Origin of the sequence: Sphingopyxis sp. BSNA05, from assembly GCF_013265645.1 — a bacterium.
Taxonomy (GTDB): Bacteria; Pseudomonadota; Alphaproteobacteria; order Sphingomonadales; family Sphingomonadaceae; genus Parasphingorhabdus.
Genome location: NZ_PYIA01000085.1, coordinates 30,031 through 54,309, shown reverse-complemented (window position 1 = coordinate 54,309; position 24,279 = coordinate 30,031). Strand labels below are relative to the sequence as shown.

Annotated in this window: 28 protein-coding genes and 5 pseudogenes; 19 read left to right on the top strand and 14 right to left on the bottom strand. The window is 60.6% G+C overall.

The window, feature by feature from the left end; all coding sequences use genetic code 11:
* Positions 1-21: 21 nt before the first annotated feature.
* The 7 genes from C8024_RS09665 to C8024_RS09635 are packed head-to-tail and all read left to right on the top strand — an operon-like array spanning position 22 to position 4,666.
* Positions 22-570 (top strand): amidase family protein, encoded by a 549-nt coding sequence (locus tag C8024_RS09665; RefSeq protein ID WP_367947264.1) that lies wholly within the window; start codon positions 22-24, stop codon positions 568-570.
* Positions 468-1,016, top strand: a complete 549-nt coding sequence (locus C8024_RS09660) for an amidase family protein (protein WP_367947263.1) — start codon at positions 468-470, stop codon at positions 1,014-1,016. Before C8024_RS09665 ends, C8024_RS09660 begins: the two co-directional genes overlap by 103 nt.
* Before the next feature lie 14 nt (positions 1,017-1,030).
* Positions 1,031-1,336: an REDY-like protein HapK gene (locus C8024_RS09655; protein WP_173204484.1), complete on the top strand. Its 306-nt coding sequence runs from the start codon at positions 1,031-1,033 to the stop codon at positions 1,334-1,336.
* Entirely contained in the window at positions 1,336-2,136 is an 801-nt protein-coding gene (locus C8024_RS09650; RefSeq protein WP_173204481.1) for an SDR family NAD(P)-dependent oxidoreductase, read from the top strand. The genes C8024_RS09655 and C8024_RS09650 overlap by 1 nt, the downstream gene beginning before the upstream one ends.
* Positions 2,136-2,951, top strand: a complete 816-nt coding sequence (locus C8024_RS09645) for a polysaccharide deacetylase family protein (protein ID WP_254305764.1) — start codon at positions 2,136-2,138, stop codon at positions 2,949-2,951. The genes C8024_RS09650 and C8024_RS09645 overlap by 1 nt, the downstream gene beginning before the upstream one ends.
* A 46-nt stretch (positions 2,952-2,997) precedes the next feature.
* Positions 2,998-3,762, top strand: coding sequence for an enoyl-CoA hydratase/isomerase family protein (locus C8024_RS09640; RefSeq protein ID WP_173204477.1), 765 nt, complete (start codon positions 2,998-3,000; stop codon positions 3,760-3,762).
* Position 3,763: 1 nt separating this feature from the next.
* Positions 3,764-4,666, top strand: coding sequence for a VOC family protein (locus C8024_RS09635; protein ID WP_173204474.1), 903 nt, complete (start codon positions 3,764-3,766; stop codon positions 4,664-4,666).
* 14 nt (positions 4,667-4,680) lie between these two features.
* Here the strand turns inward: C8024_RS09635 and C8024_RS09630 are convergent, their stop codons facing one another.
* The 10 genes from C8024_RS09630 to C8024_RS09585 all read right to left on the bottom strand — a co-directional run bounded on the left by C8024_RS09630 (position 4,681) and on the right by C8024_RS09585 (position 10,103).
* Positions 4,681-5,277 (bottom strand): carboxymuconolactone decarboxylase family protein, encoded by a 597-nt coding sequence (locus C8024_RS09630; protein WP_173204471.1) that lies wholly within the window; start codon positions 5,275-5,277, stop codon positions 4,681-4,683.
* 31 nt (positions 5,278-5,308) lie between these two features.
* Positions 5,309-5,611 (bottom strand): YciI family protein, encoded by a 303-nt coding sequence (locus tag C8024_RS09625; protein ID WP_173204468.1) that lies wholly within the window; start codon positions 5,609-5,611, stop codon positions 5,309-5,311.
* On the bottom strand, positions 5,608-6,414 hold the full coding sequence (locus C8024_RS09620; protein WP_173204465.1) for an alpha/beta fold hydrolase: 807 nt from the start codon (positions 6,412-6,414) through the stop codon (positions 5,608-5,610). Before C8024_RS09620 ends, C8024_RS09625 begins: the two co-directional genes overlap by 4 nt.
* Positions 6,411-6,866 (bottom strand): hypothetical protein, encoded by a 456-nt coding sequence (locus C8024_RS09615; protein ID WP_173204461.1) that lies wholly within the window; start codon positions 6,864-6,866, stop codon positions 6,411-6,413. The genes C8024_RS09620 and C8024_RS09615 overlap by 4 nt, the downstream gene beginning before the upstream one ends.
* Positions 6,857-7,753, bottom strand: coding sequence for an MFS transporter (locus C8024_RS09610; RefSeq protein ID WP_217272128.1), 897 nt, complete (start codon positions 7,751-7,753; stop codon positions 6,857-6,859). The genes C8024_RS09615 and C8024_RS09610 overlap by 10 nt, the downstream gene beginning before the upstream one ends.
* A 29-nt stretch (positions 7,754-7,782) precedes the next feature.
* On the bottom strand, positions 7,783-8,217 hold the full coding sequence (locus C8024_RS09605; protein ID WP_173204455.1) for a VOC family protein: 435 nt from the start codon (positions 8,215-8,217) through the stop codon (positions 7,783-7,785).
* Positions 8,218-8,244: 27 nt separating this feature from the next.
* The gene (locus C8024_RS09600; protein WP_173204452.1) at positions 8,245-8,820 is read right to left on the bottom strand and encodes an NADP-dependent oxidoreductase; all 576 of its coding nucleotides are present in this window, start codon (positions 8,818-8,820) and stop codon (positions 8,245-8,247) included.
* A gap of 133 nt (positions 8,821-8,953) precedes the next feature.
* Complete coding sequence (locus C8024_RS09595) at positions 8,954-9,331, bottom strand: hypothetical protein (protein ID WP_173204449.1); 378 nt, start codon at positions 9,329-9,331, stop codon at positions 8,954-8,956.
* A complete protein-coding gene (locus tag C8024_RS09590; RefSeq protein WP_173204447.1) occupies positions 9,332-9,805 on the bottom strand; it encodes a VOC family protein in 474 nt (157 codons plus the stop codon). It lies immediately after the preceding gene.
* Positions 9,798-10,103 (bottom strand): DUF1330 domain-containing protein, encoded by a 306-nt coding sequence (locus tag C8024_RS09585; protein ID WP_173204445.1) that lies wholly within the window; start codon positions 10,101-10,103, stop codon positions 9,798-9,800. The genes C8024_RS09590 and C8024_RS09585 overlap by 8 nt, the downstream gene beginning before the upstream one ends.
* 276 nt (positions 10,104-10,379) lie before the next feature.
* Here C8024_RS09585 and C8024_RS23320 point away from each other — a divergent pair, with 276 nt between their 5' ends.
* The 3 genes from C8024_RS23320 to C8024_RS09575 all read left to right on the top strand — a co-directional run bounded on the left by C8024_RS23320 (position 10,380) and on the right by C8024_RS09575 (position 13,664).
* Positions 10,380-11,294 (top strand): TonB-dependent receptor plug domain-containing protein, encoded by a 915-nt coding sequence (locus tag C8024_RS23320; RefSeq protein WP_367947262.1) that lies wholly within the window; start codon positions 10,380-10,382, stop codon positions 11,292-11,294.
* A complete protein-coding gene (locus tag C8024_RS09580; RefSeq protein ID WP_367947267.1) occupies positions 11,219-12,820 on the top strand; it encodes a TonB-dependent receptor in 1,602 nt (533 codons plus the stop codon). The genes C8024_RS23320 and C8024_RS09580 overlap by 76 nt, the downstream gene beginning before the upstream one ends.
* Before the next feature lie 73 nt (positions 12,821-12,893).
* On the top strand, positions 12,894-13,664 hold the full coding sequence (locus C8024_RS09575) for a hypothetical protein (protein ID WP_173204442.1): 771 nt from the start codon (positions 12,894-12,896) through the stop codon (positions 13,662-13,664).
* Between the two features lie 9 nt (positions 13,665-13,673).
* On the opposite strand, the gene C8024_RS09570 is transcribed toward C8024_RS09575, so the two are convergent.
* From C8024_RS09570 to C8024_RS09555, 4 genes and pseudogenes are all read right to left on the bottom strand, one after another.
* A complete protein-coding gene (locus C8024_RS09570; protein WP_173204441.1) occupies positions 13,674-14,459 on the bottom strand; it encodes a hypothetical protein in 786 nt (261 codons plus the stop codon).
* 116 nt (positions 14,460-14,575) lie between these two features.
* Positions 14,576-15,409 carry a class I SAM-dependent methyltransferase gene (locus tag C8024_RS09565; protein WP_254305763.1) on the bottom strand — a complete coding sequence of 278 codons (834 nt, stop codon included), beginning with the start codon at positions 15,407-15,409 and terminating at the stop codon, positions 14,576-14,578.
* On the bottom strand, positions 15,342-15,821 hold the full coding sequence (locus C8024_RS23315; protein WP_173204440.1) for a metalloregulator ArsR/SmtB family transcription factor: 480 nt from the start codon (positions 15,819-15,821) through the stop codon (positions 15,342-15,344). The genes C8024_RS09565 and C8024_RS23315 overlap by 68 nt, the downstream gene beginning before the upstream one ends.
* A pseudogene (locus tag C8024_RS09555) lies at positions 15,818-16,449 on the bottom strand (peroxiredoxin). Before C8024_RS09555 ends, C8024_RS23315 begins: the two are co-directional and overlap by 4 nt.
* A gap of 100 nt (positions 16,450-16,549) precedes the next feature.
* Here C8024_RS09555 and C8024_RS09550 point away from each other — a divergent pair.
* The 9 genes and pseudogenes from C8024_RS09550 (at position 16,550) to C8024_RS09510 (ending at position 24,278) form a co-directional block, all read left to right on the top strand.
* On the top strand, positions 16,550-17,467 hold the full coding sequence (locus C8024_RS09550; RefSeq protein WP_173204439.1) for an MBL fold metallo-hydrolase: 918 nt from the start codon (positions 16,550-16,552) through the stop codon (positions 17,465-17,467).
* Positions 17,467-17,906, top strand: a pseudogene (locus C8024_RS09545) (YeeE/YedE family protein). The gene C8024_RS09550 and the pseudogene C8024_RS09545 overlap by 1 nt, the downstream one beginning before the upstream one ends.
* Positions 17,903-18,310, top strand: coding sequence for a DUF6691 family protein (locus tag C8024_RS09540; protein ID WP_173204436.1), 408 nt, complete (start codon positions 17,903-17,905; stop codon positions 18,308-18,310). The pseudogene C8024_RS09545 and the gene C8024_RS09540 overlap by 4 nt, the downstream one beginning before the upstream one ends.
* Before the next feature lie 28 nt (positions 18,311-18,338).
* On the top strand, positions 18,339-18,722 hold the full coding sequence (locus C8024_RS23310) for a TIGR01244 family sulfur transferase (RefSeq protein ID WP_173204434.1): 384 nt from the start codon (positions 18,339-18,341) through the stop codon (positions 18,720-18,722).
* Positions 18,719-19,933 carry an FAD/NAD(P)-binding oxidoreductase gene (locus tag C8024_RS09530; RefSeq protein ID WP_367947261.1) on the top strand — a complete coding sequence of 405 codons (1,215 nt, stop codon included), beginning with the start codon at positions 18,719-18,721 and terminating at the stop codon, positions 19,931-19,933. The genes C8024_RS23310 and C8024_RS09530 overlap by 4 nt, the downstream gene beginning before the upstream one ends.
* Positions 19,934-19,942: 9 nt before the next feature.
* Positions 19,943-21,712: pseudogene (locus tag C8024_RS09525) on the top strand (SulP family inorganic anion transporter); the annotation flags it as partial.
* Positions 21,709-23,129, top strand: a pseudogene (locus C8024_RS09520) (cytochrome ubiquinol oxidase subunit I). The pseudogenes C8024_RS09525 and C8024_RS09520, both read left to right, overlap by 4 nt.
* A pseudogene (gene cydB / locus C8024_RS09515) lies at positions 23,126-24,129 on the top strand (cytochrome d ubiquinol oxidase subunit II). The pseudogenes C8024_RS09520 and cydB overlap by 4 nt, the downstream one beginning before the upstream one ends.
* A complete protein-coding gene (locus C8024_RS09510) occupies positions 24,129-24,278 on the top strand; it encodes a DUF2474 domain-containing protein (RefSeq protein ID WP_173204423.1) in 150 nt (49 codons plus the stop codon). Before cydB ends, C8024_RS09510 begins: the two are co-directional and overlap by 1 nt.
* Position 24,279 lies beyond the last annotated feature (1 nt).

Genomic DNA, 24,279 nt, shown 5'->3' with positions numbered 1-24,279 from the left:
TGCAACCCGCGACGCGATGCGGTGGCTCGGCTGCGGGCGGCGGGCGCGGCGATTATCGGTACGCTCAACATGGAAGAGGCGGCGCTGGGCGCCAAGACCGACAATATCTTTTTCGGTGCGACGCAGAATCCGCACCATATCGGTTATACGCCCGGCGGATCTTCCGGTGGCAGCGCGGCGGCGGTTGCGGCCGGTCTGTGCGACGTGGCGCTGGGTACCGACACCATGGGATCGGTGCGGATACCGGCGGCCTATTGCGGCATTTACGGCCTCAAGCCGACCCGTGGCGCGATCAGCCAGGACGGGCTGGAGATTGCCGAAGCGACGCTCGACAGCATCGGGCCGATGGCGCGATCATTGGAAGACTTGGAAGCATGTTCGCGAATCCTGCTGGACATAAAAGCACGCAAGTCATTGATAATATTGCATTGTTGGAAAATCTTGGTGGTGTTGACTGTGAACCGGCCGTGTTGGAAAATTTTGCAAGGGCGAGCAATATTCTCGGCGCGACAGACGAGTTCGCATTGCCTTATCCGCTCACTCGTATCCGCTATGCCGGGTTCATATTAACCTCGCTCGCCTTGTCCGAAGCGCTGGGCGGATTGATCGAGACCAATCCGGATGGTGTTTCCGACAATCTCAAATTTCTCCTGACCTTCGGCCCGAACCGCAGCGCGGCCGATCTGGCCGAAGACCGCCGGATCCTGGCCGAGGTCAGCGAGGCTGTGAACGCAGTCATCACGCAGCATGGCGCGATCCTGTTGCCGACTGCGCCACAGGCGGCCTTCAGCCACGCTGGCAAAGCCCCCGACAATCAGGCGGATTTCACCTGCCTTGCCAATATCGCCGGCCTGCCCGCGATCAGCATCCCGGCCGGCTGCAACGAGGACGGCCTGCCCGTCGGCGTCCAGCTTATCGGAGCAGCAGGAAACGAGGCCGGGCTACTGCACCTCGCCGGAAAGCTCGACGACCAAATGTCGGCCTATCGCCAACCGCCCCTATTTTACGGAAGATGAAAGAGAGAAAGACCATGCGCATCATTGTCATATTCAACCTGAAACAGGGCGTCAGTGCCGCCGATTATGAAAATTGGGCAAAGACCGCCGATATTCCGGGCGTGAACAAACTCGGTTCGGTCGACGGCTTTACCGTTCACAAGGCCACCGGCCTGTTCGGATCGGAAGACGCCTCGCCCTATCAATATATCGAAATACTCGACATCAAGGATATGGACGGTTTCGTCGCCGACATCTCGACCGAGCAATTCCAGGCGATGGCCGCGCCATTCCAGGAATTTGCCGACAATCCACAATTCATTTTGACCGAGGATCTCTGATGTCCGGCCGCTATGCAGGAAAAACCGTTGTCGTCACCGGCTCCGGCAAACAGAAAGGGCTCGGGCAAGGCATATTGCAGCGCTTTGCCGATGAGGGCGCCAATTGCGTTGTCTCCGATCTGGCCATCGGCGAGGAGGAAGAGGCGGTCGCCGAGGAGCTGCGCGGACGGGGAGTCAGGGTTGCGACGATTGCCTGCGATGTCAGCGACGCTGCGCAATGCCAGACGCTGGTCGATCAGACGGTCGAAGCCTTTGGCGCGGTCGATATTTTCGTCAACAATGCGGGGATCGGCTTCATGATGAAACCGCTGCTGGACGTCGATCCGGCGGACTGGGCGACGGTCATCGGGGTCAATCTGTCCGGTGCCTTCTATTGCACACAGGCTGCGGCCAAGGCGATGGTCCGGGCCGGCAAGGGCGGGCGCATCATCAATATCGCCAGTCAGGCGGCAAAGACCGCTTTCCCGCATCTGCCCGCCTATGTCAGCTCCAAACATGGCATGGTCGGCCTGACCAGAGCCAGCGCTGTGGAACTCGGCGCGCACGGCATCACCGTCAACGCGGTTTGCCCCAATCATGTGACGACCGGGCTGGGCGCGCAGCAGAATGAATATTTCTCCAAGCTGCTCGGGTTCGAGACCGTCGAAGCCTATATCGCCAATATGAGCACGAAAAACCCGATGGGCCGTCCCGGCCTGCCGAGCGACACGGCGGCTGCCTGCGCATGGCTGGCCAGCGATGACGCTTTTTATGTGACCGGCGAAGCGATCAACGTTTCGGGCGGGGAGGAAATGCACTGATGCAGGAAGAAAGCATGGACTGGCCGGATGGCGCGAAAATGGCGCTGAGCATCGTCGTCAATGTCGAGGAAGGCAGCGAGATGACGGTCGCGCGCGGCGATCGCGGGATGGAACCGGTCGACGAACTGGGCATCCATATCAAGTCGCCGATCCGCAACTATGGCAACGAGAGCAATTATCTTTACGGGATCAAGGCCGGCGCGCCGCGGATCGTCAAATTGCTGCGCGATTATGACATCATGGCCAGCTGGACGGTGGCCGCGATGAGTCTGGAAAACCATCCGGAGATTGCGCAAGCGATTGCCGATCTGGGTCACGAACCGGTCAGCCACGGCTATCGCTGGGTGCACCAGTTCAAGATGGACGAGGAGAAGGAGCGCGCGTTCATTCGCAAGGCTGTCGACTCGATCGAGAAAAGCGTCGGCGTGCGCCCCTATGGCTGGCTGTCGCGCTATTTTCACACCGACAATACGCGGCGCCTTTTGATCGAGGAGGGTTTTGCCTATCATATGGATGACTATTCCGGCGATATTCCCTTCTGGGACAAGCAGACCGTGCCCGATAAGCCGCTGGCCATAGTGCCCTATCAGCTCGACAGCAATGACATGAAGATGTGGACCGATCCGGCGATGACGCCGCAGCAATGGCTCGACTATGCGAAGCATAATTTCGACCAGATCTACCGCGAAGGCGAAGAGGGCAATCCCAAGATGATGTCGCTTGGCCTGCATTTGCGGATCATCGGTCGTCCGGGCCGGATCTGGGCATTCGAGGAATTTCTCAAGCATGTCCGTTCGAAAAGGATGTCTGGGTGACCAGCCGGCACCAGATTGCCAAGCATCTCGCACAAGTGGATCCGGCATGACCCTGCGGCTCGAGAAAGAGGGCAAGATCGCGCGTCTGCTGATCGACCGCCTGGCCAAGCGTAACGCTTTCACCCAGGACATGTGGGAGCTGTTCCCCGACCTGCTCGCTGACGCTATGGCCGACAGCGCCATCCGGATATTGATGGTCCACGCCAGCACCAGAGACAGCGCCTTTTGTGCCGGCGCGGATATCGGCGAATTCGGGACCGGATCCTCTGATCCGGTCTGGCGCGCCAGAAACCAGGCGGCGATCGGCAAGGTCCAGCATGATCTGGCGCAGGCCCCGAAACCCACCATGGCGGTGATCGACGGGGACTGTATCGGCGGCGGTTGCGGCATCGCTCTGGCCTGCGATCTGCGCATCGCCGGACCGGCGGCACGTTTCGGCATCACGCCCGCAAAACTGGGTCTGGTCTATCCGCTCCACGACACCAAATTGCTGGTCGATGCGGTCGGTCCTTCGCAAGCCAAGCGCATATTGTTCACCGGGCAGATTCTGCCTGCCGAGGAAGCGCTGCGGATCGGTTTGATAACCCTGCTGGCCGACAATCCCTATGGCGAGGCGATGGCGATGGCAGAGACAATGGCGTCGGTCTCCTCGCACAGCCAGCGGATGAGCAAGCGTGTCATCCAGCGCATATTGGAAGGACAGGCCGACGACGATGCGGAATCGGAAGCGCTGTTCAACGCCGCTTTCGACAGCGACGATTTCAGGGAAGGCGTGAGCGCCTTTCTCGAAAAGAGAAAGCCGGAGTTTTGATATGACCCATCATCTGCAACATGGCGCGATACTGGGCGGTCTGTCCGTCGTGCCTGACCTGGACGCCGCGCTGCGGGACTATCGCGATATCCTCGGTATGACTCTGGTCGAACAGGGCCCCCTGTCCTCCGGGCTGGCGGAAAGCTGGGGCTGCCCGAAGAGCGCCGGCGCGCCGATGGCGATATTGCAGCCGGTCAGCGGAGCCGACTGTCATCTGCGGCTGGTCGAGCAGCCCGATCATCCCGGATTCAAACCCACCACGACCTATGGCTGGGCGGCCTTCGAGCTGACGGTGCAGGATGTATTCGGATGGCCGGACCGTCTGACCGGCAGCGGTTTCGATATTGTCGGCCCGCCCAAGGAGCTGGAAGGGCTGCCCTATTTCGTGCCGATGCAGGTGCTGGGGACCGGCCGGGAAATGGTCTATCTCAACGAGGTGCGGGAGAATACGCCGTCTTCCGATCTTCCCCAGGCACAATGCCTGACCGACCATATATTCATCGTCATTCTGGCGACCCCGGATCGGGCCGCAACCGTGCAATGGTATTGCGACAATCTCGATCTGACCGAGGCCGACACCTATACCCTGGCCTACAGTATGATAAACGACGCCTTCGGAAAGCCGGCAGACACATTGTCCGACCTGACGATGGTACAGAAAGACCGCCTGCCGATCGTCGAGGTCGATGATTATCCCGCTGAGACGACGGCACGGGCTCGACACGATGGTATGTTGCCACCGGGCAATGCGCTGGTCAGCCTGGCGGTAGAGGATTTCGACCGGATCGAAGCCGAGTGGATCACCCCGCCCCAAGTCAATCAAGCAGCGCCCTATGCCGGACGCCGGTCAGCCACGACCATCGGACCGGCCGGCGAATTGCTGGAGCTGATCGAGATCGGCTAGCGGACCGGCCACAATCATGTCGGGCGATGCGGGCCCGCTTGCCACTGGTCCGGGGTGAACAAGGTGCTGGCAGAGTCCAGCGGCTTGTCCTCGAGGCCGGTGGCGAGCGTGTCGTTCCAGCGGTTGAGGAAGCCGAACATGCTGATCACCGCCATGATCTCGGTCTTCTGCCGATCGTCATAATGAGCGTCCAGCGCCGCAAAATGCCCGTCGGTCGCTGCATTGGGAACCTGTCCGGCGGCAAAGGCGAGATCGAGCGCGACCCGTTCTGCGGCGCTGAACAGATCGCTGGTCTGATAGTCCCAGACGGCTTTCACCTTTTCCTCGTCAACACCAACGTCCCGCGCCCCGAGCGTGCTATGCGCCATGCAATAGCGGCATCCGGCAGCCGCGCTCACCACCGCGCCGATCATCCGCTTGAGGCCGTTGTCGATCGCGCTCTCCCCGTAGATCACAGAGACCAGACCGCGAAAGGCGGCCAGCAGCTCCGGCCAACGGGCCATGGTCATCACCGAATTCGGCACATAGCCCATCAGATTTTCGGAAAATTTCAGGGCGGCCTGCGTTTCGTCGGGCATCTCGGCCAGCGACAATGGTCTGATGCGGGTCATTTTTTACGCCTTTTCCTTGTTGCGGACAGGTCTACCAGATTTTGCCACCGATCCAGTCGCCGGCCGCGGGAATGAATTCGGTGACCCGGATGTCGGCCCAGATACCGGCGGCATGATAAGGATCGGCTTCCGGAAATTTGCGCGCTTCAGCCGCGGTTTCGGCTTTCACGACCAGCATGGATCCGACCGTCACGCCCTGCTCGTCGAGCAGCGGCCCGGCGATAAGAAAATGCTCCAGCATCTTTTCCATATGGGCAAAATGGGCCGCTCGCGCGTCGAGCCTTTTCTCGGCCGTATCGGGATTGTCGGTGCAATAGATAGCAAATGTTTTCATCGGGAGTCCTCGTCTAGGAAGGTTAGTATTTCTGTTGCGGTCTTGTCCGCCGCCTCGTCAAGCACGGCACGTTTGATATCGAGCCTTTCGACAAGCCGGGCGGATGCTATCAGGCCTGCAGCGCGGCGGGTGGCCTCGAGCAATCCGGACTGCGTTGCCAAGATCAGAGCCGGGCAGGCAACCATCGGCAGGCGGCCTTCCACATCATAGGTGAAGGCAGCGTGAAAAGCGGCGTTCATCGCCGTGCCGTGGCGCAATTGTTCGGTGAACATTGCGAAGCTGCGGTCCGGGCCCTGGCTTGGCAACCGCTTGGTCATGCCGAGATCCCACGCTTTTTCCAGACACAGGATATCCGCCGTGATTTCAAACGGGCGGGCGGCACCGGGAAGAAATTTTGCACGGACATCGGAGACGAAAGCCGGGACGTCGACCAGCGCCAGCTTGCGCACCTGTGCGCCCCGGTCGCCGGCCATTTCGGTTGCGACCAGATTGCCGCTGTGAAAGGCCGTGACATCCACCGGCCCCTGGCCGGAAAGGTCCGCCACCACCGCTCGCATGGCCTGTGCATATTCGGCAATCGCCGGGTCCGGGCGAAAAGAGTCCGAGCCGCCGTGGCCGGGAAAATCCGGTGCAATTACCCGGCGTCCCCGCGCGAGGAACGGCATGATCGTGGTAAAGGCAAGACCGCTGAACGGGGCGGGATGCAGGCAATAGAGATCGGGCCGCGAAGGCGTCTGTTCCGGTTCCAGCATTCGCCAGTGGATCTGGCCAAAAGGGCCATCCGAATAGCCTTTGCGGATCATCCGGCGCCATCCCCCAGCCGTTCCATCTGGGCCCGGTAGAGACGCCGAGTCAGCGGCATCATCAGAAACGGTATGAAACCGAAAGTAAACGGTACGGCTGCGACCGCATAGCGGATATTCTCCTCGCCGAAGACACTGCTCGACAATTCGCCGACCACGATCGGGCCCAGCGAACCGAACCAGCTGATCGACAGATAATAGATCGCGACGATCTGGCCGCGCACCTGGGCAGGCGTGATCACCAGCAGGGCCGTTACACCGATGGCCGAAACGATGCCGATGCCGACGGTGTTGATGCACAGGATCGCGAAGGCGAGCTCGGCGGTCGGCATAAAAAGCGGAAGCGACGCGGTCGGCACCATGATCAGAAAGCCAATGAACAGCAGCCGCAAGGCGGCATCCTTCACGCCCTTGCGGGTCCACCAGTCGGAAATGCTGCCCATCAGCAACATGTTGGCGGGACCGATGACGAGCAGGGCGACACCGTTGACGAAGGCATATTTTGCGGTGACCAGCCCCAGGTCCTTTCAAAGGTGGGTGCCAGAAAGCCCTGGCTATAGGCGATCGTGGTCATTGTGCCGATCAGCAGCAGGAAGCCGAGATAGAGGAGCCGGTTGCGCCAGATATATTTGAGCGCGTCGGTAAAGCCGCTGCCGCTGATCACGTCGGAGGCGGCGGCCGCCGGACGGCGCGCGGGCTCTTTCATCAGCAGGAAGAACAGCGCGAAGACCAGTCCCGGCAGCCCGACCAGGATCAGGGTGAATCGCCAGGGTGACAGTTCGCCGAAGAAAGGCAGCGACTGCGTGCCGCCCGATGCTGTCCAGGCGATGATAGCGCCGCTCAGCAAGGACGCCAGGCCGGCGCCGATCGGCAAGGCCGAGGAATAGAAGGCGATCGGCTTGCCGCGTTTCTCCGCCGGAAAACTGTCGCCGATCATCGAGAATGTCGCCGGGCTCAGGGTCGCTTCGCCGACGCCGACCCCCATGCGGGCGGCGAACAGCTGCGCGAAATTCTTGGCCGTGCCGGTGGCAACGGTCGCGATCGACCAGAGGCCGACACCGATTGACACGATCCAGATCCGCTTGCCGCGATCGATCAGCCAGCCCATGAAGATGCCGACGAAACCGTAGACCAATGTGAAGGCGCTGAGCAGCCAGCCGATGGAGCGGTCGGACAGGCCGAATTCCGCCTTGATCGGTTCGATCAGCAGGCCAAGGATGTAACGGTCCACGAAGCTGAAAATATAGGCGATGGTCAGCATCACGACGAGGAACCAGCCGGCTGCCGAACTCGGATAGGGCCGGGCCGGCGGAAGCCCTGCGCCGTCCGTCCCCGGCATTACGGCTCCGGCCGCCGCCTCGCTGCTCATTACTGGCTGTCCGGAATAAGATAGATGACGACCAGATTGTCGTCGAAGTCGACTATGCCGATTTCCCGTCCGATGCGACCGTCGTGCGTTTCCAGGCGGCCTTCCTCATATACGGTCAGGCCAAGCGCGGCGCTTTGAGCCATCACCTTGTCCGGATCGGCGACATCGAGCACGATCGCGCTGCGCCGGGGATAGGGGACCGGCTCGAGCCTTATTTTCCCTATTCCAGACAGCGCCATGATGCGCGGCTGACCGGGCAGCGAGAGTATGGCAAAATCAAGCTCGGCCCCGTCGGGGATTTCAAACACGGGTATCGAATAGCTTTGCGGATTATGGCCCTTGCGGAAGGTCACCTCGAAACCGAGTACGTCGCGATAGAAAGTCAACGCCTTGTCGACATCCTCGACCACGAAATTTGCGCGCTGGAACCGCACTGCCGGTTTTCGGTCATATCATTCTCCTCAATTCCACTGCGCCGGCTCACCGCGAACCGAACAACATTGGACGCCGACATTGCGGCCATAATATAGATTGGCGAGCGCGCGCGGCATATTCTGGAATCCGTCCTCAATATCCTGCACCGGCTTCAGACGGCCATCATGTATCCATCCCGCCAGATCATCCATCACCTTCTGCCAGTTGCCGAGATGGTTATAGACGAAAAAGCCCTGCATCCGGCTTTCGGTAGCGCGCAGCCGGGTATAGTTGGTGAGACCGAAAGGTTCTTCTCGCGTATATTCGCTGATCGATCCGCACAGCACGATGCGGCTGTGCATGCGGAGCCGTTCAAGACAGGCCGCCAGCGTCTCGCCGCCGACATTGTCGAAATAGAGATCAATGCCATCGGGCAGCAGTGCATCCAGACGCCGCCCGATATCCTCCGCTTTATAGTCGATCGCCTGCAAACAGCCATGGTCCCGGATGAAAGCGCATTTTGCCGCTCCGCCCGCCAGTCCGATGACCTCGCAGCCGGCGACATTGGCGGCCATCTGGCTGACCATCGATCCGACTCCGCCGGCAGCACCCGAAAGCACCATCCGGTCGCCTTGCCGCGGATCGCCACAGGCAAAAGCCCGGCATGGGCCGAGAGTCCTGTCATGCCCAATACTCCGACACCCAAAGCGGCGGGTAGCCCGTTGTGCGGCATCTTGAAGAATTTCTCCTGCGCGGTCATCCCGGAAACCTTGTAGGTCTGCCAGCCAGCTGGCCCTGCACCATCTCGCCTTCCTGCCAGTCGGGATGGCGGGATTTCACGATCTGCGCCACGCCCCGCCCGTGGATTACATCGCCCGGTTCAAGCGCCCGCTCGCCGGCGGCGCCCGTGCCCTGCATATAGAATCGCATGACCGGCGCGAGACCGAGATAATGGGTTCTGAGCAGCACTTCGCCTGCACCGGGCTCGGGAATATCGGTCACGGTCCACTGAAAATCGGAAGGTACGACATTGCCGACCGGCCGCGATGCGACGCGCCACTGGTAATTGGCGCTATCATCTATCCGCTTGTCTGCGGACAGGGAATCAAATGCATCGAGGCCGTCACCGCTCACCTAGCCGTGAACCTTCACGACCTGGTTCACTTCGAAGAAATAGCCGTCCAGATCCCAGAAGGAACAGCCAATCATGTCCTTTTGCTTGCCGTCAGCGCCGGTAACCGTCCATTCGCGCGGTTCGCAATGGATCCGTGATCCCAGCGCCCGCGCTCGTTCCAGCGCACCCTTTGCATCTTCCGATGCCACGACAAAGACAGGAGCGCCGAACTGTATTTCGGTGGGCAATTCCGCCGGCGCGTCCATTTTCGGATCCAGCCATTCGAGCAGGCCGATCATGCCGATGAGATCGTCCTGGCATTTGAGAATGATGAGCCGGGTCTGGTCGCCTTTCCTGCCTGCAGCGAGCTGGGTTCCCGACAGGGTGAAGGGCGTATCCATCCACTTTGTCATACCGAGAACATTTTCATACCAATGCGATGCGCGGTCGCCGTCACGGACCATCAGCGTGGTGCGTTTGATAATATCAGTCATTGATCCGGGGGCTTTCGATCAGAAGAACCTGGACATCCGCGACACCTTCACGGAGCTTTTTGGCTTCCTGATATTCAGGACTTTCCCAGAACGCCTTGGCTGCCGCCTTGTCGGGCCATTCGGAAATGACCATGGAAGCGCCATCGCCAAAGTCGCCTTCGAGCAGCTCGGCGCCCGGACCACGCAGGACATATTTGCCGCCGAATTTTTCGACCAGAGCACCCGCTGCGGCGCCATATCCGCTGATAAAAGCCTCCCTGTCGCCAATTGCGGCTGTCACGATCATATAGGCGGGCATATCATATCTCCAAAAGTTGTCTGGACAAATTAGCTGCATTATGATTGATTGCAATGCCTAAATGATTTGCGGAATCCGGCGGGTTCAGACGCCGGAGGATCGGGCCGGCGAAGCCGCGATTTTGCGCCAGACTGGCAAGTTGTGCGTTGCAAAATTGTTACAGTCCGCTGCTATAGATGCCCAAAAAATAATTTGTCTGGACAAATTCTCAAAGCAGTGAGACTCCCGCGATGGAGGAAATGCAAATCAGCGATGCTGGTATCAGGGAGAACTCTTATGAAAATTTCTTATAAATATTTGCTTTTGGCTGCGGCAGCGACCGTGCCGGCATCCGCTATCGCGCAACCGGTATCCGGCGAGGGCGCCGGTGATTCGAACATGATCATCGTGACCGCCCGCAAGGTCTCCGAAAATCTTCAGGAAGTGCCGACCGCAGTGGCTGTCGTGACCTCCGAATCGATCGACAATCTCGCACTGAACAGCGTGGCCGACATTTCCAAGACCACTGCGGGTCTGACCTTCGATGACAGTCTGGGACGCGACGCCAACCGCCCGGTTATTCGCGGACAGGCGAATGTTCTGGGGTCATCCGGCGTCGCCGTATTTATCGACGGCATCTATTTCAGCGGTTCGGTGGGCGACTATAATGTCGACAATATCGAACGCATCGAAGTCGTGAAGGGCCCGCAAAGCGCGCTCTACGGACGGAACACCTATTCCGGTGCGATCAATATCATTTCCAAAACCACCGCGGACCGCCTGACCGGCAGCGTCTCGGCCGACATCTCGGAACATGACCGCTATGATTTCACCGCCAATCTTCGCGGTCCGGTAACCGACTCGATCAGTGCCTTCGCCTCCGGCCGCTATTTCACCAATGGTGGCGAATATACCAACCAGTATGACGGCAGCAAGATCGGCAAGCAGAAATCCTATTCCTTCTCCGCCGGCCTTGCCTATGATGATGGCGGCCCCTTCACCGCCCAGTTGCGCACCTATTATAACCGCACCGACGACGGCCAGCCGGCCATTTTCTCGACCAGCGCGAGCGACAATAATTGCTATTTCGACAATGGCGGTTTTACGCCGGCGGCGGGCGCTATTTCTGCGGCACGATCAAACCCGCCGAGATCAACACCGACTATACCCGCCAATTTGCCAACGACGGCGAGGATGTCGGACTTGATGTGAAGACCTTCAACGCCAGTCTGAAAATGGAATATGCACTGTCCGATCAGCTGACGCTGACCTCCCTGACCGGCTATAACAAGGTCAAGAACAGCCTCGTGACCGACGGCGACTATAGCGCAGGCAGCTTTCAGGCTTCCACCTTCGCCACTTTCCCGGCCGGTGCCGGCATCGGCATCGTAAACGGCGGACCGACCGATTTCTCTTTTGCCAGCGCCGCAGAGACCGAGGACTGGTCGCAGGAATTGCGTCTCGCTTACGACGGAGACCGGTTTGATATCATGGTGGGCGGCTATTATTTCGACCAGTCTGATGACAGCCGGGACATCCGCGAACTGCCGGCCAATGCCAACGCTCTGGCTCTGGCCAATTCGGAAGCACGTCGCGCGGCGCTTTGCTCGCCTGCGGCCGGATGCTTCTTCACCTTTCTGACCGATCCCGCCGCGGCCGGTGTTGTCGTTGTTCCGCGCAACGAGAATAACTACGACATCCGCAACTGGGCACTGTTCGGAGCGGCAAGCTTTGATCTTACCGAAACCCTGACCCTGAGCGTCGAAGGACGATATGCAGAGGAAAAAGTCGAACAGATGACCATCGCCCGCAACGACGGTGATCCGCCAGCCACACCCGTGAGCGTCGGCACCACGTTCAAGAAATTCTCGCCGCGGGTGCTGCTCGGCTGGCAGGCGACGCCGAATAATCTGCTCTATGCATCGTTCGCCCAGGGACAGAAGCCCGGTGGCTTCAATGGCGTCACCGCTATTCAGGCCGATGTGCCATCCTATGAGGCAGAGGATGTCGACGCCTTTGAAATCGGTTCGAAAAACCAGTTTCTTGACCGCGCCCTGACCGTCAATCTCGCGGCATTCCACAATACGATCACGGGCTATCAGCTGACCCAGAATGTGCAATCGCCGACCAGCGTCGTCTCCGCTGTCGTTAACGCGGGCAAGGCACGGGTCGTCGGTATGGAGCTGGAGATTGTCGCCCGGCCCAGCGACAATCTGACCTTTACCGCCAATTATGCACTGGCCGACAGCAAGTTCAAGTCGGGCTTTGACGAGAACCAGGGCGTGCTGAACGATGTGCTGGATGATGGTCTGGTCAACTGCTCCACCGGCGACCAGTTCCCCGACACCGCCGGTTGCCAGTCGCTGTTCGGTTCGATCAAGGGCAAGAGAATTCCCCGCGCGCCCGTGCATCAGGTCTTTGCCGATGTGGATTACCGGATGCCGCTGGGATCGAGCGACTGGACCTTCTTTACCGGCGCCAATATCTCCTTGGTTTCCTCCAGCTATGCTCAGGTTCACAATCTGGCCGAAACCGGAGGATCTGCCGTGGCCGATTTCCGCATCGGATTTGAAAACGAGAATTTCAAAATCCAGGGCTATGTCAAGAATCTGACCGACGAGGATTCGGTGGCGCAGATTCTCCGCTACGCCGACGGCAACGAATCCTTCAAACGGAATTTTACTGCGGGCCTTCGCCCCGGCCGCCGTTTCGGCGTGGTGCTGTCAGCCAGATATTGAGGCCTCGACGCCTGAACGATCAGTAAAAGAAAGCCGTCCGATTGGGCGGCTTTCTTGTTTCGGGAGACTCGTGATGAACCGTTTGAGATTATATGCACCATTGCTGCTGGCCTTGTTCGCGCTGGCCATGCCGGCAGCGCAGGCACAGTCGGAAACCGCGCCAACCGGTGCGGAGATATTGGCGCTGGCGCGGGAGGCGGCCGGGGGTGACCAATGGGCCAATGCGCGCACGCTGAGTCTGTCAGGCCGCGCGATATTCTATGGCGAAACGGGCTATGAACCACGCGCGGTGGCCGATGATTACCGGATGTGGCGGATATTCGATCCCGATCGGGAAGTCGCCCATGGCGCGGACGGCAAGGTCAGGATCATCGCAAAATCCGGCGACCGGCTGGTCTTCGAGGTCGGTTTCGATGGTGAAACGACCTGGACCGAACGCGGGATCACACCCAAGGCAGAGGCAGACCGGTTCTGGGCCAGCAATTTCGGTTTCGGGATCATCCGCCACGCCGGCAAGCCGGGCTTTGTCGCCACGAGAATGCCCGACGACGCCTTAGCGGGCCATGCGCTTTACATGGTGCAGCTGACCGATCCGGGCGGGGGACAGACCCTGTTCGGCGTTGACCGGGAAAGCCATGCCATCCGTTCCATGGGCTTTCGCACGCCCAAGGGCTGGCATCAGAGACTGTACGACGATTTTGTCGAGCTGCAGAATCCGCGTTGGTTGCAGGCCCGCCACGTCACTCTTTATTACGACGGGCGCAAGGCGAACGAAGTATTCTGGACCGAGACAAGGGTCAATGGCGATATCGACGCCGGCTTGTTCGAGCCGCCGGTCGAGTAGCTCGCGGATCTAGTCGGCGCCGGGTCCGGACGGCCGCTCGGCGCCGGGAATCGTGCAGCTGGCCTGCATCCAGCGCAGATTGAGGCCAACCCGGCTTGCGTCGATATCGGCCCAGCTATAGCTCTCGGCCCGGTCGGGGTCCTGCTTGTGCACGTAGAGCACCATGCTCGGCCGGTTGCGGCTGGGCGCGGGCCAGTGCACCGCCCGCATCCGCAATGTCACCGCTTCGGCGCCGCTGTCACCACCCCCGACGCGCGCACGGCCACCCTGGTCATGCAATGCCAGATCGCCAGCGAAGACCCAGTCGGTGCTGCCGTCTGCCTTCGGAATCGCCGCCCAGCATTGCACCGGCCTTGCCCGTTTCAGGCTTGTCTCGGAACCGTCGTTCAGACGCAGCCGGACGCCGTCGGGATTGACGGCAATGATCTGATAGTCCTGCTTGCAGGCCATCCGATTCTGCACCGCGCCATAGCGCCAGCCCTCACCGGTCCGTTCGAAATAGCGGCTGCAAGACCCGACCCGAACCGTGCTGCGCGCTTCACCAGCGGAGATGACAACAGGCTTGGTTGCACCAATTGCCTCTCCATACGCATCAATCGGCTCCAACGTCAGGCCATCCTTGTTCCGAGAGATGCGGAGCGACAGCCAGGGCGGGGCCGCGCGGCCGGCGTCTTTTTCGAAATAGACCTGTTCCTCGTTGCTGAACGTGCCGGACAGCAGGTCGGCAATATCAGACCCCGCATCCGGAGCTGTCGCCAGTGCTGCCGCCTGGAGAAGCATATATCCCGCCACCATCAATCCGATCCCTTCGCAATTTGTCCGGACAAATTTAGCCTGTCAGGGCGTAAAAGCAAGTCACTCCGGTGAAATTCAGGCGGTTGCCGATACCAGCCAGACGTTGCCTTTCATCATCACGCCCTTGCCGGGTATATGGTGCCGCGCAAAACGTCGGCCAGTTCCTTGCTGGCGGCGGTAATGACCGCGTCGCCCTTGTCGCTCAGCGCGCGGCCGACCGCCATCGAGGCAAAGGCGAATTCGACGGCTTTCTCCGGCGTGGCGCCGATTCCGCCGACCGGTTGCAGGGCTTCATAGGCGGCGACATCGACATTGGTGAAGCCGCTGCCGCCCAGTATCTCGCCGAGATATTCCAGATCCTCGAAGGCAAAGGGGCCCGGTGCGCGCGGCACCGCCGGGGGGATGTCGACATGGTTCCTGACGACGCCCATCATTTCCATCATCCACAGATTGTCGCGTGGCGGCCCCCAGACCGCCAGATCGATGCGCCCGCCTGGGCGGACCAGAGCGTGGAGATTTTTGAAAGCGCTGACCGGCTCCTCAAAAAACATGCTGCCGAAGCGGGAGAAGAGCCGGTCATAAGGCGCATCCGGCAATTGCACCGTGGCGGCGTCGGCGCAGGTAAATTCTACGTTGCCGGCATCGGACCTGTCGGCCCGTTCCCGCGCGGCGGCGATCAGGTCCGGCGAAATATCGAGACCCATGACCTTGCCGGAGGGCGCAACTGCCTCGCCGATGGCCAGCGTCGTGGCGCCGCCACCACAACCCAGATCGATCACCGATTCGCCGTCCCGATAAGCGGCGCGCGCCAGCAAAGCCTCGCCTATCGGGGCGATCATCTCTTCGAACAGCGACAGGCTGGCCAGCCATTTGAGCCCCATTTCACCGGCCCAGTCTTCCGGTTTCAATTCCTGCGGTTGCTGACCTGAAATATTGCTGTCGTTGCTCATGCGCGTGTTCCTGCTCTATAATATTTTCGCGAAGCCGGCCGTCCCCGTACCGGTGACCGGTTTTTCTTCGGCGCGACGGTTCTGGTCGCCGCTCCATGATCTGCTGCGGATCGGGCTTGTCGGTCAGCAGGGCCTCCATCGTCCGCACACAGAGGCGCGAGGCATCGTCGGCAAGATCATACCAGATCTGCTTGCCCTCGCGGCGGGTCTTCACGACATCCGCCTGTCGCAGCGCCGCGAGCTGCTGGCTGAGCGCCGGCTGGCCGATACCGGTTGCGGCATCGATCTCGCTGACGCTGTTTTCGCCGCGCAACAGAAAGGACAGGATCATCAGCCGCTGCGGCTGGGCGAAGATTTTCAGCTTCTCGGTCGCGGTATCGGCGCGGTCGCGGCTTTCGTAAATCGCCGTCACGGGGCCTTCACCTTGTGGCAGAACCAGTCGTCCTCCCGGCTGATGTCCGTCTCCGAGAGCGGCGGGATCTGAAGCACATCATCACCGGGCTGCCACCTTCGGGGATCAGGACATCGGCCTTGTCGGCAAGTTGCAGGGCGGCGAGCAGGCGGATCATCTCGTCAACCGAACGCCCGACATTGTGCGGATAGCAGGTGGTTGCGCGGACCACGCCTTCGGGATCGATAAAGTAACTGGTCCGCATCGCCGCAGAATCGGCGGCGGTTTCGTCGATCATGCCAAAGGCACGGCCGACCGCCATGCTGGGGTCCTCGACAATCGGAAAAGGGATTTTAACGTCAAACTTGTCCTCGATCGCCCGCTCCCAGGCGAGATGGGAATAGAGGCTGTCCACCGACAGGCCGAGCAAAGCACAGTCCATGGCTTCGAACCGGTCCTGATGACGTGCCAGAGCGACAAATTCGGTGGTGCAGACCGGGGTGAAATCGGCGGGATGCGAGAAGAAGATCAGCCACCGCCCGCGATAATCCGAAAGTTTGACCGGGCCACGGGTGGTGCGCGCCTCAAAGTCCGGGGCGACGTCCCCTATACGCAATGACCCTGACTTTACCTGCAACGCGTCTGACATTAATTTTCACCTCTCCCGGGAATTGGCAGTGTTGGCATATTGACGCAACACATATAATGTATTACATAGTTTATGTAAATATGAATTTGAGGAATTATCTATGACTGATTCGGCACTGATTCATGCAACGGAACAAATCTCCCGCGCGCAGCAACATATCCCCGTTATCCAGGCTTTTTTCGATCAGCCGACGTTCACGGTGACCTATGTGGTGCACGACAAGGAGACGAAATGCGCCGCCATCATCGACAGCGTATTCGATTTCGACCCGGCTTCCGGCCGGACGTCCTTCGAGTCCGCCGACGAGGTGATTGCCTATGTCAAGGAACAGGGCCTGACGGTCCAGTGGCTGCTCGAAACCCATGCCCATGCCGACCATCTGTCGGCTGCGCCCTATCTGCAGGAAAAGCTCGGCGGCAAGATTGCCATTGGCGAGCATATCGTGACGGTGCAGGACGTGTTCGGCAAATTGTTCAACGCCGGAACCGAATTCCAGCGCGACGGTTCGGATTTTGACCGCCTGTTCGCCGATGGCGACACGTTCAAGATCGGCAATCTCGATGTGACGGTGATGCACGTGCCCGGCCATACGCCGGCCGATATCGCCTATGTCATCGGCGATGCGGTCTTCGTGGGCGATACGATGTTCATGCCGGATTACGGAACCGCCCGGGCCGATTTCCCCGGCGGTGACGCACGCAAGCTTTACCGGTCGATGCGGCGCCTGTTGTCGTTGCCCGACACCACCCGCCTGTTCATGTGCCATGACTATCTGCCGGAAGGCCGCGACGAATATGTGTGGGAAACCACGGTTGCGGAACAGCGGAAGAATAATATCCATGCGCATGACGGAGTGACCGAGGACGAATTTGTCAAAATGCGGACCGAACGTGACAAGACGCTGAATATGCCGCGACTGATCCTGCCCTCGGTACAGGTCAATATGCGGGCCGGCCATCTGCCGCCCGAGGAAGACAATGGCGTGCGTTACCTCAAAGTTCCGTTGAACGGCGTCTGATGCTCGGAGCCTTTCCCCACGCCATGCCGCTGGAAGGCTGATCGGCGGACTGATGATCGGTGTCGCAGCCGCAGTGATGCTGCTCGGCCTCGGTCGCATCGCCGGAGTCAGCGGACTGGCGGCGCGCGCCACCGGTATTGCCGATGGCGGAGCGCCGCGCGGCATAGCCATAGCCTTTGTTATTGGCTTGCCGCTGGGAGCCTTCATAATCGCCCAGCTCACCGGCGGGATCGAGACCCGCTTTCCACCCTCGGTCATTCCGCTGGTCATTGGCGGCCTGCTGGTCGGCTATGGCACGCGGCTTGGTTCGGGCTGCACGAGCGGCCACGGCGTCTGCGGCATGTCGCGCCTGTCGCCCCGCTCCTTGATCGCCACCGCCATCTTCATGGCCAGCGGCTTTATCACGGTCGCGCTGATGCGCGCAGGAGGCTTGCTATGAAACAGATTTTGGTAGCCCTTTTCGCCGGAGCCTTATTCGGTGCCGGCCTGGCCTTCTCGGGCATGGCCGATCCGGCGCGGGTTCAGGGCTTTCTCGATCTCTTCGGTCGCTGGGACCCGACCCTTGCCTTTGTCATGGGCGGCGCGATGATCCCGATGGCCATTGCCTGGATCATCCAGCGGCGGCTCGACAAGCCCTTTGCCGACGCGCATTTTTCGTTGCCCGGCACCACGCTGATCGACCGCAAGCTGACCATCGGCGCAGTGCTGTTCGGCACCGGCTGGGGAATCAGCGGCCTCTGTCCGGGACCAGGTCTCGCCGATCTGGCCATCAACCCCCTGCCCGCTCTGGCCTTCGTCGGCGCTTTGCTGGCCGGCATGATCGCGCACCGGGTGACAAGTTAAGCAGAGACACGATAGTGAAGGATGTCCAATGACGAGCAAGCCAGAAATCACGAAGTTGAGTGACACCGTAAGCGTATCGCCGCAACTGGAGCTCAGCGATGTCGCGGCATTGGCGAAAGCCGGCTTCAAATCGATCATCTGCAACCGCCCCGACGAGGAGAAAGGCGACCATCCCCGTTCTGCTGTCGTGGCAAAAGCTGCGAAGGAATCCGGCCTGCAGTTCGCTTATGTACCGGCAGTGTCAGGCGCGATCACCGATCAGGACGGAGAGAAAATGGCAGCCGCGCTGCAGGATCTTCCGGCCCCGGTTCTCGCCTATTGCCGTTCCGGTGCCCGGTCGACAAAACTGACCGAGATGGCGCAGGCCAAAACGGCCGACACATCGTCGGCCGCGAAAAATTCAACGTCGTGATCGTCGGCGGCGGCTCCGCCGGTATCGCGACCGCCGCCAGCATGCTCAAGCGGAACAAGACTATCTCGCTCGCGATTATCGACCCGGCCGACGACCATTATTACCAGCCCGGCTGGACCATGGTTGGCGGCGGGGCCTTTTCCGCCGAATTCACCCACCGCAAGGAAAAGGACCTGATCCCCAGACGTGCGCAGTGGATCAAATCTGCAGTCAGCTCTTTTGATCCTGAAAATAGCTCCGTTGCGACAGCCGACGGACAGAATATCAGCTATGACGTGCTGATCGTCTGCCCGGGCATCAAGCTCGACTGGGAAGCCATCGACGGATTGCCCGAGACCCTCGGCAAAAACGGTGTCACGTCCAATTACCGCTTCGATCTCGCGCCTTATACCTATCGGCTGGTCAAAGACTTGAAGGGCGGAACCGCCTTGTTCACCCAGCCGCCAATGCCGATCAAATGCGCCGGCGCGCCGCAAAAGGCGATGTATCTGTCCTGCAGCAAATGGGAAAAACAGGGCGTTCTGGGCGATATCGACGTGCAGTTCCACAATACAGGCGCGGTATTGTTTGGCGTAAAGGAATATGTGCCGGCGCTGATGGAATATGTTGAACGCTATGACGTCCATCTCAATCTCGAGTCCAAACTGGTGGCGGTCGACGGCCCGGCCCAGATTGCCACATTTGAACAGAAACGTGGCGAGGAAATCAAAAGGGTCGAGATAAAGTTCGACATGATCCATGTCGTCCCGCCACAAGTGGCGCCCGATTTTGTCCGCTCCAGTCCGCTGGCTGCCGAAAGCGGTTTCGTCGATGTCGATCCGGACACCCTGCGGCACGTAAAATATACCAATATATTTGCGCTCGGCGACGCGTGCAGCGCGCCCAATGCCAAAACCATGGCCGCCGTCCGCAAACAGGCGCCGGTGGTTACAGTCAACGCGCTTGCCGCACTAGAGGGCAAGCCGCCGATTGCCGACTATAATGGCTATGGCAGCTGCCCGCTGACGGTCGAGCGCGGCAAGGTCGTGCTCGCCGAATTCGGCTATGGCGGCAAATTGCTCCCCAGCTTCCCCAACTGGCTGATCGACGGGACGCGGCCATCGCGGCTGTCGTGGCTGCTCAAGGACACGATCCTGCCGCCGGTCTACTGGCATGGCATGCTCAAGGGCCGCGAATGGATGGTCAAACCGCACCGGATCGGCGCGGAATAAGCCGGGCCCATGAAAATCGCCCGCTATTTGCCTATCCTCGACTGGGGCAGCCGTTATAACAGCACCACGCTGACCAATGACGGCGTCGCCGCGATCATCGTCACGATCATGCTGATCCCGCAGAGCCTGGCTTATGCCATGCTCGCCGGATTGCCGCCAGAGATCGGGCTCTATGCCTCGATCCTGCCGCTGATCGCCTATGCGATCTTCGGGACCAGCCGGACATTGGCGGTCGGCCCGGTGGCGGTGGTCTCGCTAATGACCCTGACCGCCGCCAGCGCCATTGCCGCTCCCGGTAGTGCCGACTTCATTGCTGCCGCCCTGGTTCTGGCTTTGCTCTCCGGTCTGTTCCTGCTGCTTCTCGGCATATTCAAACTCGGCTTTCTGGCCAATCTGCTCTCCCATCCGGTGGTGTCGGGCTTCATCACCGCCAGCGGCATCATCATCGCAACCAGCCAGCTGAAGTCGATTTTCGGGATCAAGGCGAGCGGCGCGGCCATGCCCGAACTGCTGTCCAGCATTGCCGCAACCATCGGCACCACCAATATCCCGACGCTGATCATCGGCGTCTCGGCGACCGCCTTTCTCTTCTGGGTCCGCAAGGGTCTGAAGCCGTTGCTGATGCGGATCGGCATTCCCGCGCGCCCGGCGGAGCTGCTGGCCAAGGCCGGGCCGATTGCCGCCGTTGCCGTTTCGACCATCGCCACGATAATGTTCGATCTGGAGGCCAAGGGGGTCAGCGTGGTCGGCGATATTCCGCAGAGCCTGCCGCCTTTCTCGGTTCCGCTGGTCGATCTGGAACTGTGGAAAACGCTGGCGATACCGGCGCTGCTGTTGAGCATAATCGGATTTGTCGAATCCGTCTCTGTCGGTCAGACATTGGCCGCCAAGCGCCGTCAGCGGATTGATCCGGATCAGGAATTGATCGGTCTGGGCGCCGCCAATATCTCGGCAGCCTTCTCCGGCGGCTATCCGGTCACCGGCGGTTTCGCCCGTTCGGTGGTGAATTTCGATGCCGGTGCGGAGACGCCCGCAGCCGGGGCTTTCACAGCCGTCGGCATCGCTCTGGCGGCGCTGTTCCTCACGCCGCTGCTCGCCTCGTTACCCATCGCCACGCTGGCCGCAACCATCATCGTTGCGGTGCTGAGCTTGGTCGACTTCAAGACGCCGCGAACGATCTGGCGCTATTCGAAAATGGACTTTGCCGCCATGGCCGCGACCATCATTGTCACTCTGCTCGCCGGCGTCGAACCGGGCGTGATCGCGGGCGTCGGCCTCAGCCTCGCGCTGTTCCTGTGGCGCAGCTCGCGGCCCCATGCCGCCATCGTCGGCCGGGTTCCCAAAACCGAGCATTTCCGCAACGTCAACCGGCACAAGGTCTTCACCGATCCCCGCATCCTGACCATCCGGATCGACGAAAGCCTGACCTATCTCAACGCGCGCTGGCTCGAGGAATTCATCCTCGAACAGGTCGCCGAGCAGAAAAGCGTCCGCCACGTCATCCTGATGTGCTCGGCGGTCAACGCGATCGATGCCTCCGCGCTGGAAAGCATCGAGGCGATCAACCACCGTCTGGCGGATGCCGGCATCTCCCTGCACCTCTCGGAGGTCAAGGGACCGGTGATGGACGCGCTGAAGCGCTCGCATTTTCTGGAGCAGCTCTCCGGGCAGGTTTTTCTTTCGCAAAACGAAGCTTATACTGCGATTATTGCAATTGCGGAAAACGAAGATAACGCCGACACTGATATTGATATTTGGAAGGCAAGAGGCCTGATATGATCGACAATGAACTCGCAATTCTTCTGGCGCGTGTGCAATTCGCCTTCACCGTCAGTTTCCACTTTCTGTTTCCCGCTTTCACCATCGGCATCGCCAGCTATCTCGCGGTTCTGGAAGGATTGTGGCTGAAAACCGACAAGGGCGTCTACGCCAATCTCTACCGCTACTGGTTGAAAATCTTCGCCGTGGTTTTTGCGATGGGCGTCGTCTCGGGGATCGTCATGTCATACCAGTTCGGCACCAACTGGTCGGTCTTCTCCGACAAGGCGGGACCGATCATCGGCCCCCTCATGGCCTATGAAGTGCTGACCGCCTTCTTCCTCGAGGCCGGTTTTCTCGGCGTCATGCTGTTCGGCATCAACAAGGTCGGGCGCAAGCTGCATTTTGTCGCGACGCTGGCCGTTGCCATCGGCACCTTCATCTCCGCTTTCTGGATCCTCTCGGTGAACAGCTGGATGCAGACGCCGGTCGGCTATGCGATCAATGATGTCGGCCAGTTCGTGCCCGCAGCAGGCTGGTGGGACATTGTCTGGAACCCTAGCTTCCCCTATCGTCTGGTGCACACGGTTCTGGCCGCCTATCTGACCACCGCTTTTGCGGTTGGTGCGGTCGGGGCCTGGCATCTATTGAAAGACAAGACCAACCCCGGCGCGCGCAAGATGTTCTCGATGGCGATGTGGATGGCGGCGCTGGTCGCTCCGACTCAGATATTCATGGGCGACCTGCACGGGCTCAACACGCTCGAGCATCAGCCGGCCAAGGTGATGGCGATGGAAGGCCATTATGAAAGCCACCCCGATGGCGCGCCGCTGATCCTGTTCGGCATTCCCAACAGCGAGGAGAAACGGGTCGATTATGCGATTGAAATCCCCAAGGCCTCGTCGCTGATCCTCAAGCATGACCTCAATGCGCCGCTGGCCGGGCTGGATACGATTCCCGAAGCCGACCAGCCACCCGTCGGTATCGTCTTCTGGGCGTTCCGGATCATGGTCGGTCTCGGCTTTGCGATGCTCGGCATCGGTCTGTGGAGCCTGCTCGCCCGGACGCGCAAGAAGCTGTACGACTGGACCTGGCTGCACCGCGCCGCGCTGGTGATGGGGCCGTCGGGTTTCATCGCCGTGCTCGCCGGCTGGGTGACCACAGAAGTCGGTCGCCAGCCCTTCACCATCTATGGCCTGCTGCGCACCAGCGAGAGCGCCGCGCCGCTGGACGCACCGGCCGTCGCAATGTCGCTGCTCGCCTTTGTCGTGGTCTATTTCATCGTCTTCGGCGCCGGCATCGTCTATATTTTCAAGCTTGCGGCAAAACGCCCGAGGCACACGAACCGACACCGGACGACGCGCCGATCCGCTCGGCCGGGATCACCCCGGCGGCGGCGGTGCTCGAAGGGGATCATGAAGAAGGAGCAGCGTCATGAACGGCATCGACCTGACCATCATCTGGGCTGGCATCATCGCCTTTGCCGTGGTCGTCTATGTGATCATGGACGGGTTCGATCTCGGCATCGGCATCCTCTTTCCCAATTTCAAGGTCGGCCAGGACCGCGACACGGCGATGAACAGCATCGCGCCGGTTTGGGATGGCAATGAGACCTGGCTGGTATTGGGCGGCGGTGGTTTGCTGGCCGCTTTCCCGCTCGCCTATGCGATCATTCTCCCGGCGCTCTACGCGCCTTTGATCGCCATGCTGCTGGGTCTGGTGCTGCGCGGCGTGGCCTTCGAGTTCCGCTGGCGCGATCCCTCGCACCGGGCCCGCTGGGACTTCGCCTTTACCGCCGGATCGGTGATCGCGACCTTTGCGCAGGGCGTCACCCTCGGCGCCCTCTTGCAGGGCATCACGGTCGAAGGCCGTGCCTATGCCGGCGGCTGGTGGGAATGGCTGACCCCGTTCAGCATATTGACCGGCTTTGCCCTGCTGGCCGGCTATGCGCTGCTCGGCTGCTGCTGGCTGATCTGGAAGACCGAAGGCCCGCTGCAGCGCCAGTGCTACAGCTATGCCGGCCGGCTCGGTATCTTATTGTTACTGGCGATCATCGCGGTCAGCGCCGCCACGCCCTTTCTCGAGGAAGAATATTACAGCCGCTGGCTCGCCTATCCCGGCGTACTGGCCACCGCGCAGATCCCGCTGGCGACGCTGGTCGTCTCGGTGCTGTTTTCCGCAGCCTCTCCAAACGGCAGGAAGCCGCACCCTTTTTCTACGCGCTCGGACTGTTCGGCCTGTGTCTCGTTGGCCTTGCGGTCTCGATGTGGCCGGATGTCATCCCCGGCCGGGTCACGATCTGGGAAGCCGCCGCTCCCTATGAAAGCCAGCTGTTCATGCTGGTCGGCGCGGCCATCATGGTCCCGGTCATCCTCGCCTACACCGCCTGGGCCTATTGGGTGTTCCGTGGCAAGGTCGGATCGGACGGTTACCACTAATGGCTTTTGATCCGCTCTCGACCGACGGCAAAAGCGCCGACGGCGCGCCCTTGCCCAAGCGCCTGCTCTGGATGCTCGCTTATTGGGCGATGGGCGTCGCGGTCGTCGGCACGGTCGGCTATTTCATCCGCTTCTGGATAAAGACCTGAC

What these genes read in the sequence shown, in the direction of transcription:
- C8024_RS09655 (WP_173204484.1), top strand. Translation starts at nt 1,031, where the DNA reads ATGCGCATCATTGTCATATTCAACCTGAAACAGGGCGTCAGTGCCGCC.
- C8024_RS09650 (WP_173204481.1), top strand. Translation starts at nt 1,336, where the DNA reads ATGTCCGGCCGCTATGCAGGAAAAACCGTTGTCGTCACCGGCTCCGGC.
- C8024_RS09645 (WP_254305764.1), top strand. Translation starts at nt 2,136, where the DNA reads ATGCAGGAAGAAAGCATGGACTGGCCGGATGGCGCGAAAATGGCGCTG.
- C8024_RS09640 (WP_173204477.1), top strand. Translation starts at nt 2,998, where the DNA reads ATGACCCTGCGGCTCGAGAAAGAGGGCAAGATCGCGCGTCTGCTGATC.
- C8024_RS09635 (WP_173204474.1), top strand. Translation starts at nt 3,764, where the DNA reads ATGACCCATCATCTGCAACATGGCGCGATACTGGGCGGTCTGTCCGTC.
- C8024_RS09630 (WP_173204471.1), bottom strand. Translation starts at nt 5,277, where the DNA reads ATGACCCGCATCAGACCATTGTCGCTGGCCGAGATGCCCGACGAAACG.
- C8024_RS09625 (WP_173204468.1), bottom strand. Translation starts at nt 5,611, where the DNA reads ATGAAAACATTTGCTATCTATTGCACCGACAATCCCGATACGGCCGAG.
- C8024_RS09620 (WP_173204465.1), bottom strand. Translation starts at nt 6,414, where the DNA reads ATGATCCGCAAAGGCTATTCGGATGGCCCTTTTGGCCAGATCCACTGG.
- C8024_RS09615 (WP_173204461.1), bottom strand. Translation starts at nt 6,866, where the DNA reads ATGTTGCTGATGGGCAGCATTTCCGACTGGTGGACCCGCAAGGGCGTG.
- C8024_RS09610 (WP_217272128.1), bottom strand. Translation starts at nt 7,753, where the DNA reads ATGCCGGGGACGGACGGCGCAGGGCTTCCGCCGGCCCGGCCCTATCCG.
- C8024_RS09600 (WP_173204452.1), bottom strand. Translation starts at nt 8,820, where the DNA reads ATGGTGCTTTCGGGTGCTGCCGGCGGAGTCGGATCGATGGTCAGCCAG.
- C8024_RS09590 (WP_173204447.1), bottom strand. Translation starts at nt 9,805, where the DNA reads ATGACTGATATTATCAAACGCACCACGCTGATGGTCCGTGACGGCGAC.
- C8024_RS09585 (WP_173204445.1), bottom strand. Translation starts at nt 10,103, where the DNA reads ATGCCCGCCTATATGATCGTGACAGCCGCAATTGGCGACAGGGAGGCT.
- C8024_RS23320 (WP_367947262.1), top strand. Translation starts at nt 10,380, where the DNA reads ATGAAAATTTCTTATAAATATTTGCTTTTGGCTGCGGCAGCGACCGTG.
- C8024_RS09575 (WP_173204442.1), top strand. Translation starts at nt 12,894, where the DNA reads ATGAACCGTTTGAGATTATATGCACCATTGCTGCTGGCCTTGTTCGCG.
- C8024_RS09570 (WP_173204441.1), bottom strand. Translation starts at nt 14,459, where the DNA reads ATGGTGGCGGGATATATGCTTCTCCAGGCGGCAGCACTGGCGACAGCT.
- C8024_RS09565 (WP_254305763.1), bottom strand. Translation starts at nt 15,409, where the DNA reads ATGAGCAACGACAGCAATATTTCAGGTCAGCAACCGCAGGAATTGAAA.
- C8024_RS09550 (WP_173204439.1), top strand. Translation starts at nt 16,550, where the DNA reads ATGACTGATTCGGCACTGATTCATGCAACGGAACAAATCTCCCGCGCG.
- C8024_RS09540 (WP_173204436.1), top strand. Translation starts at nt 17,903, where the DNA reads ATGAAACAGATTTTGGTAGCCCTTTTCGCCGGAGCCTTATTCGGTGCC.
- C8024_RS23310 (WP_173204434.1), top strand. Translation starts at nt 18,339, where the DNA reads ATGACGAGCAAGCCAGAAATCACGAAGTTGAGTGACACCGTAAGCGTA.
- C8024_RS09510 (WP_173204423.1), top strand. Translation starts at nt 24,129, where the DNA reads ATGGCTTTTGATCCGCTCTCGACCGACGGCAAAAGCGCCGACGGCGCG.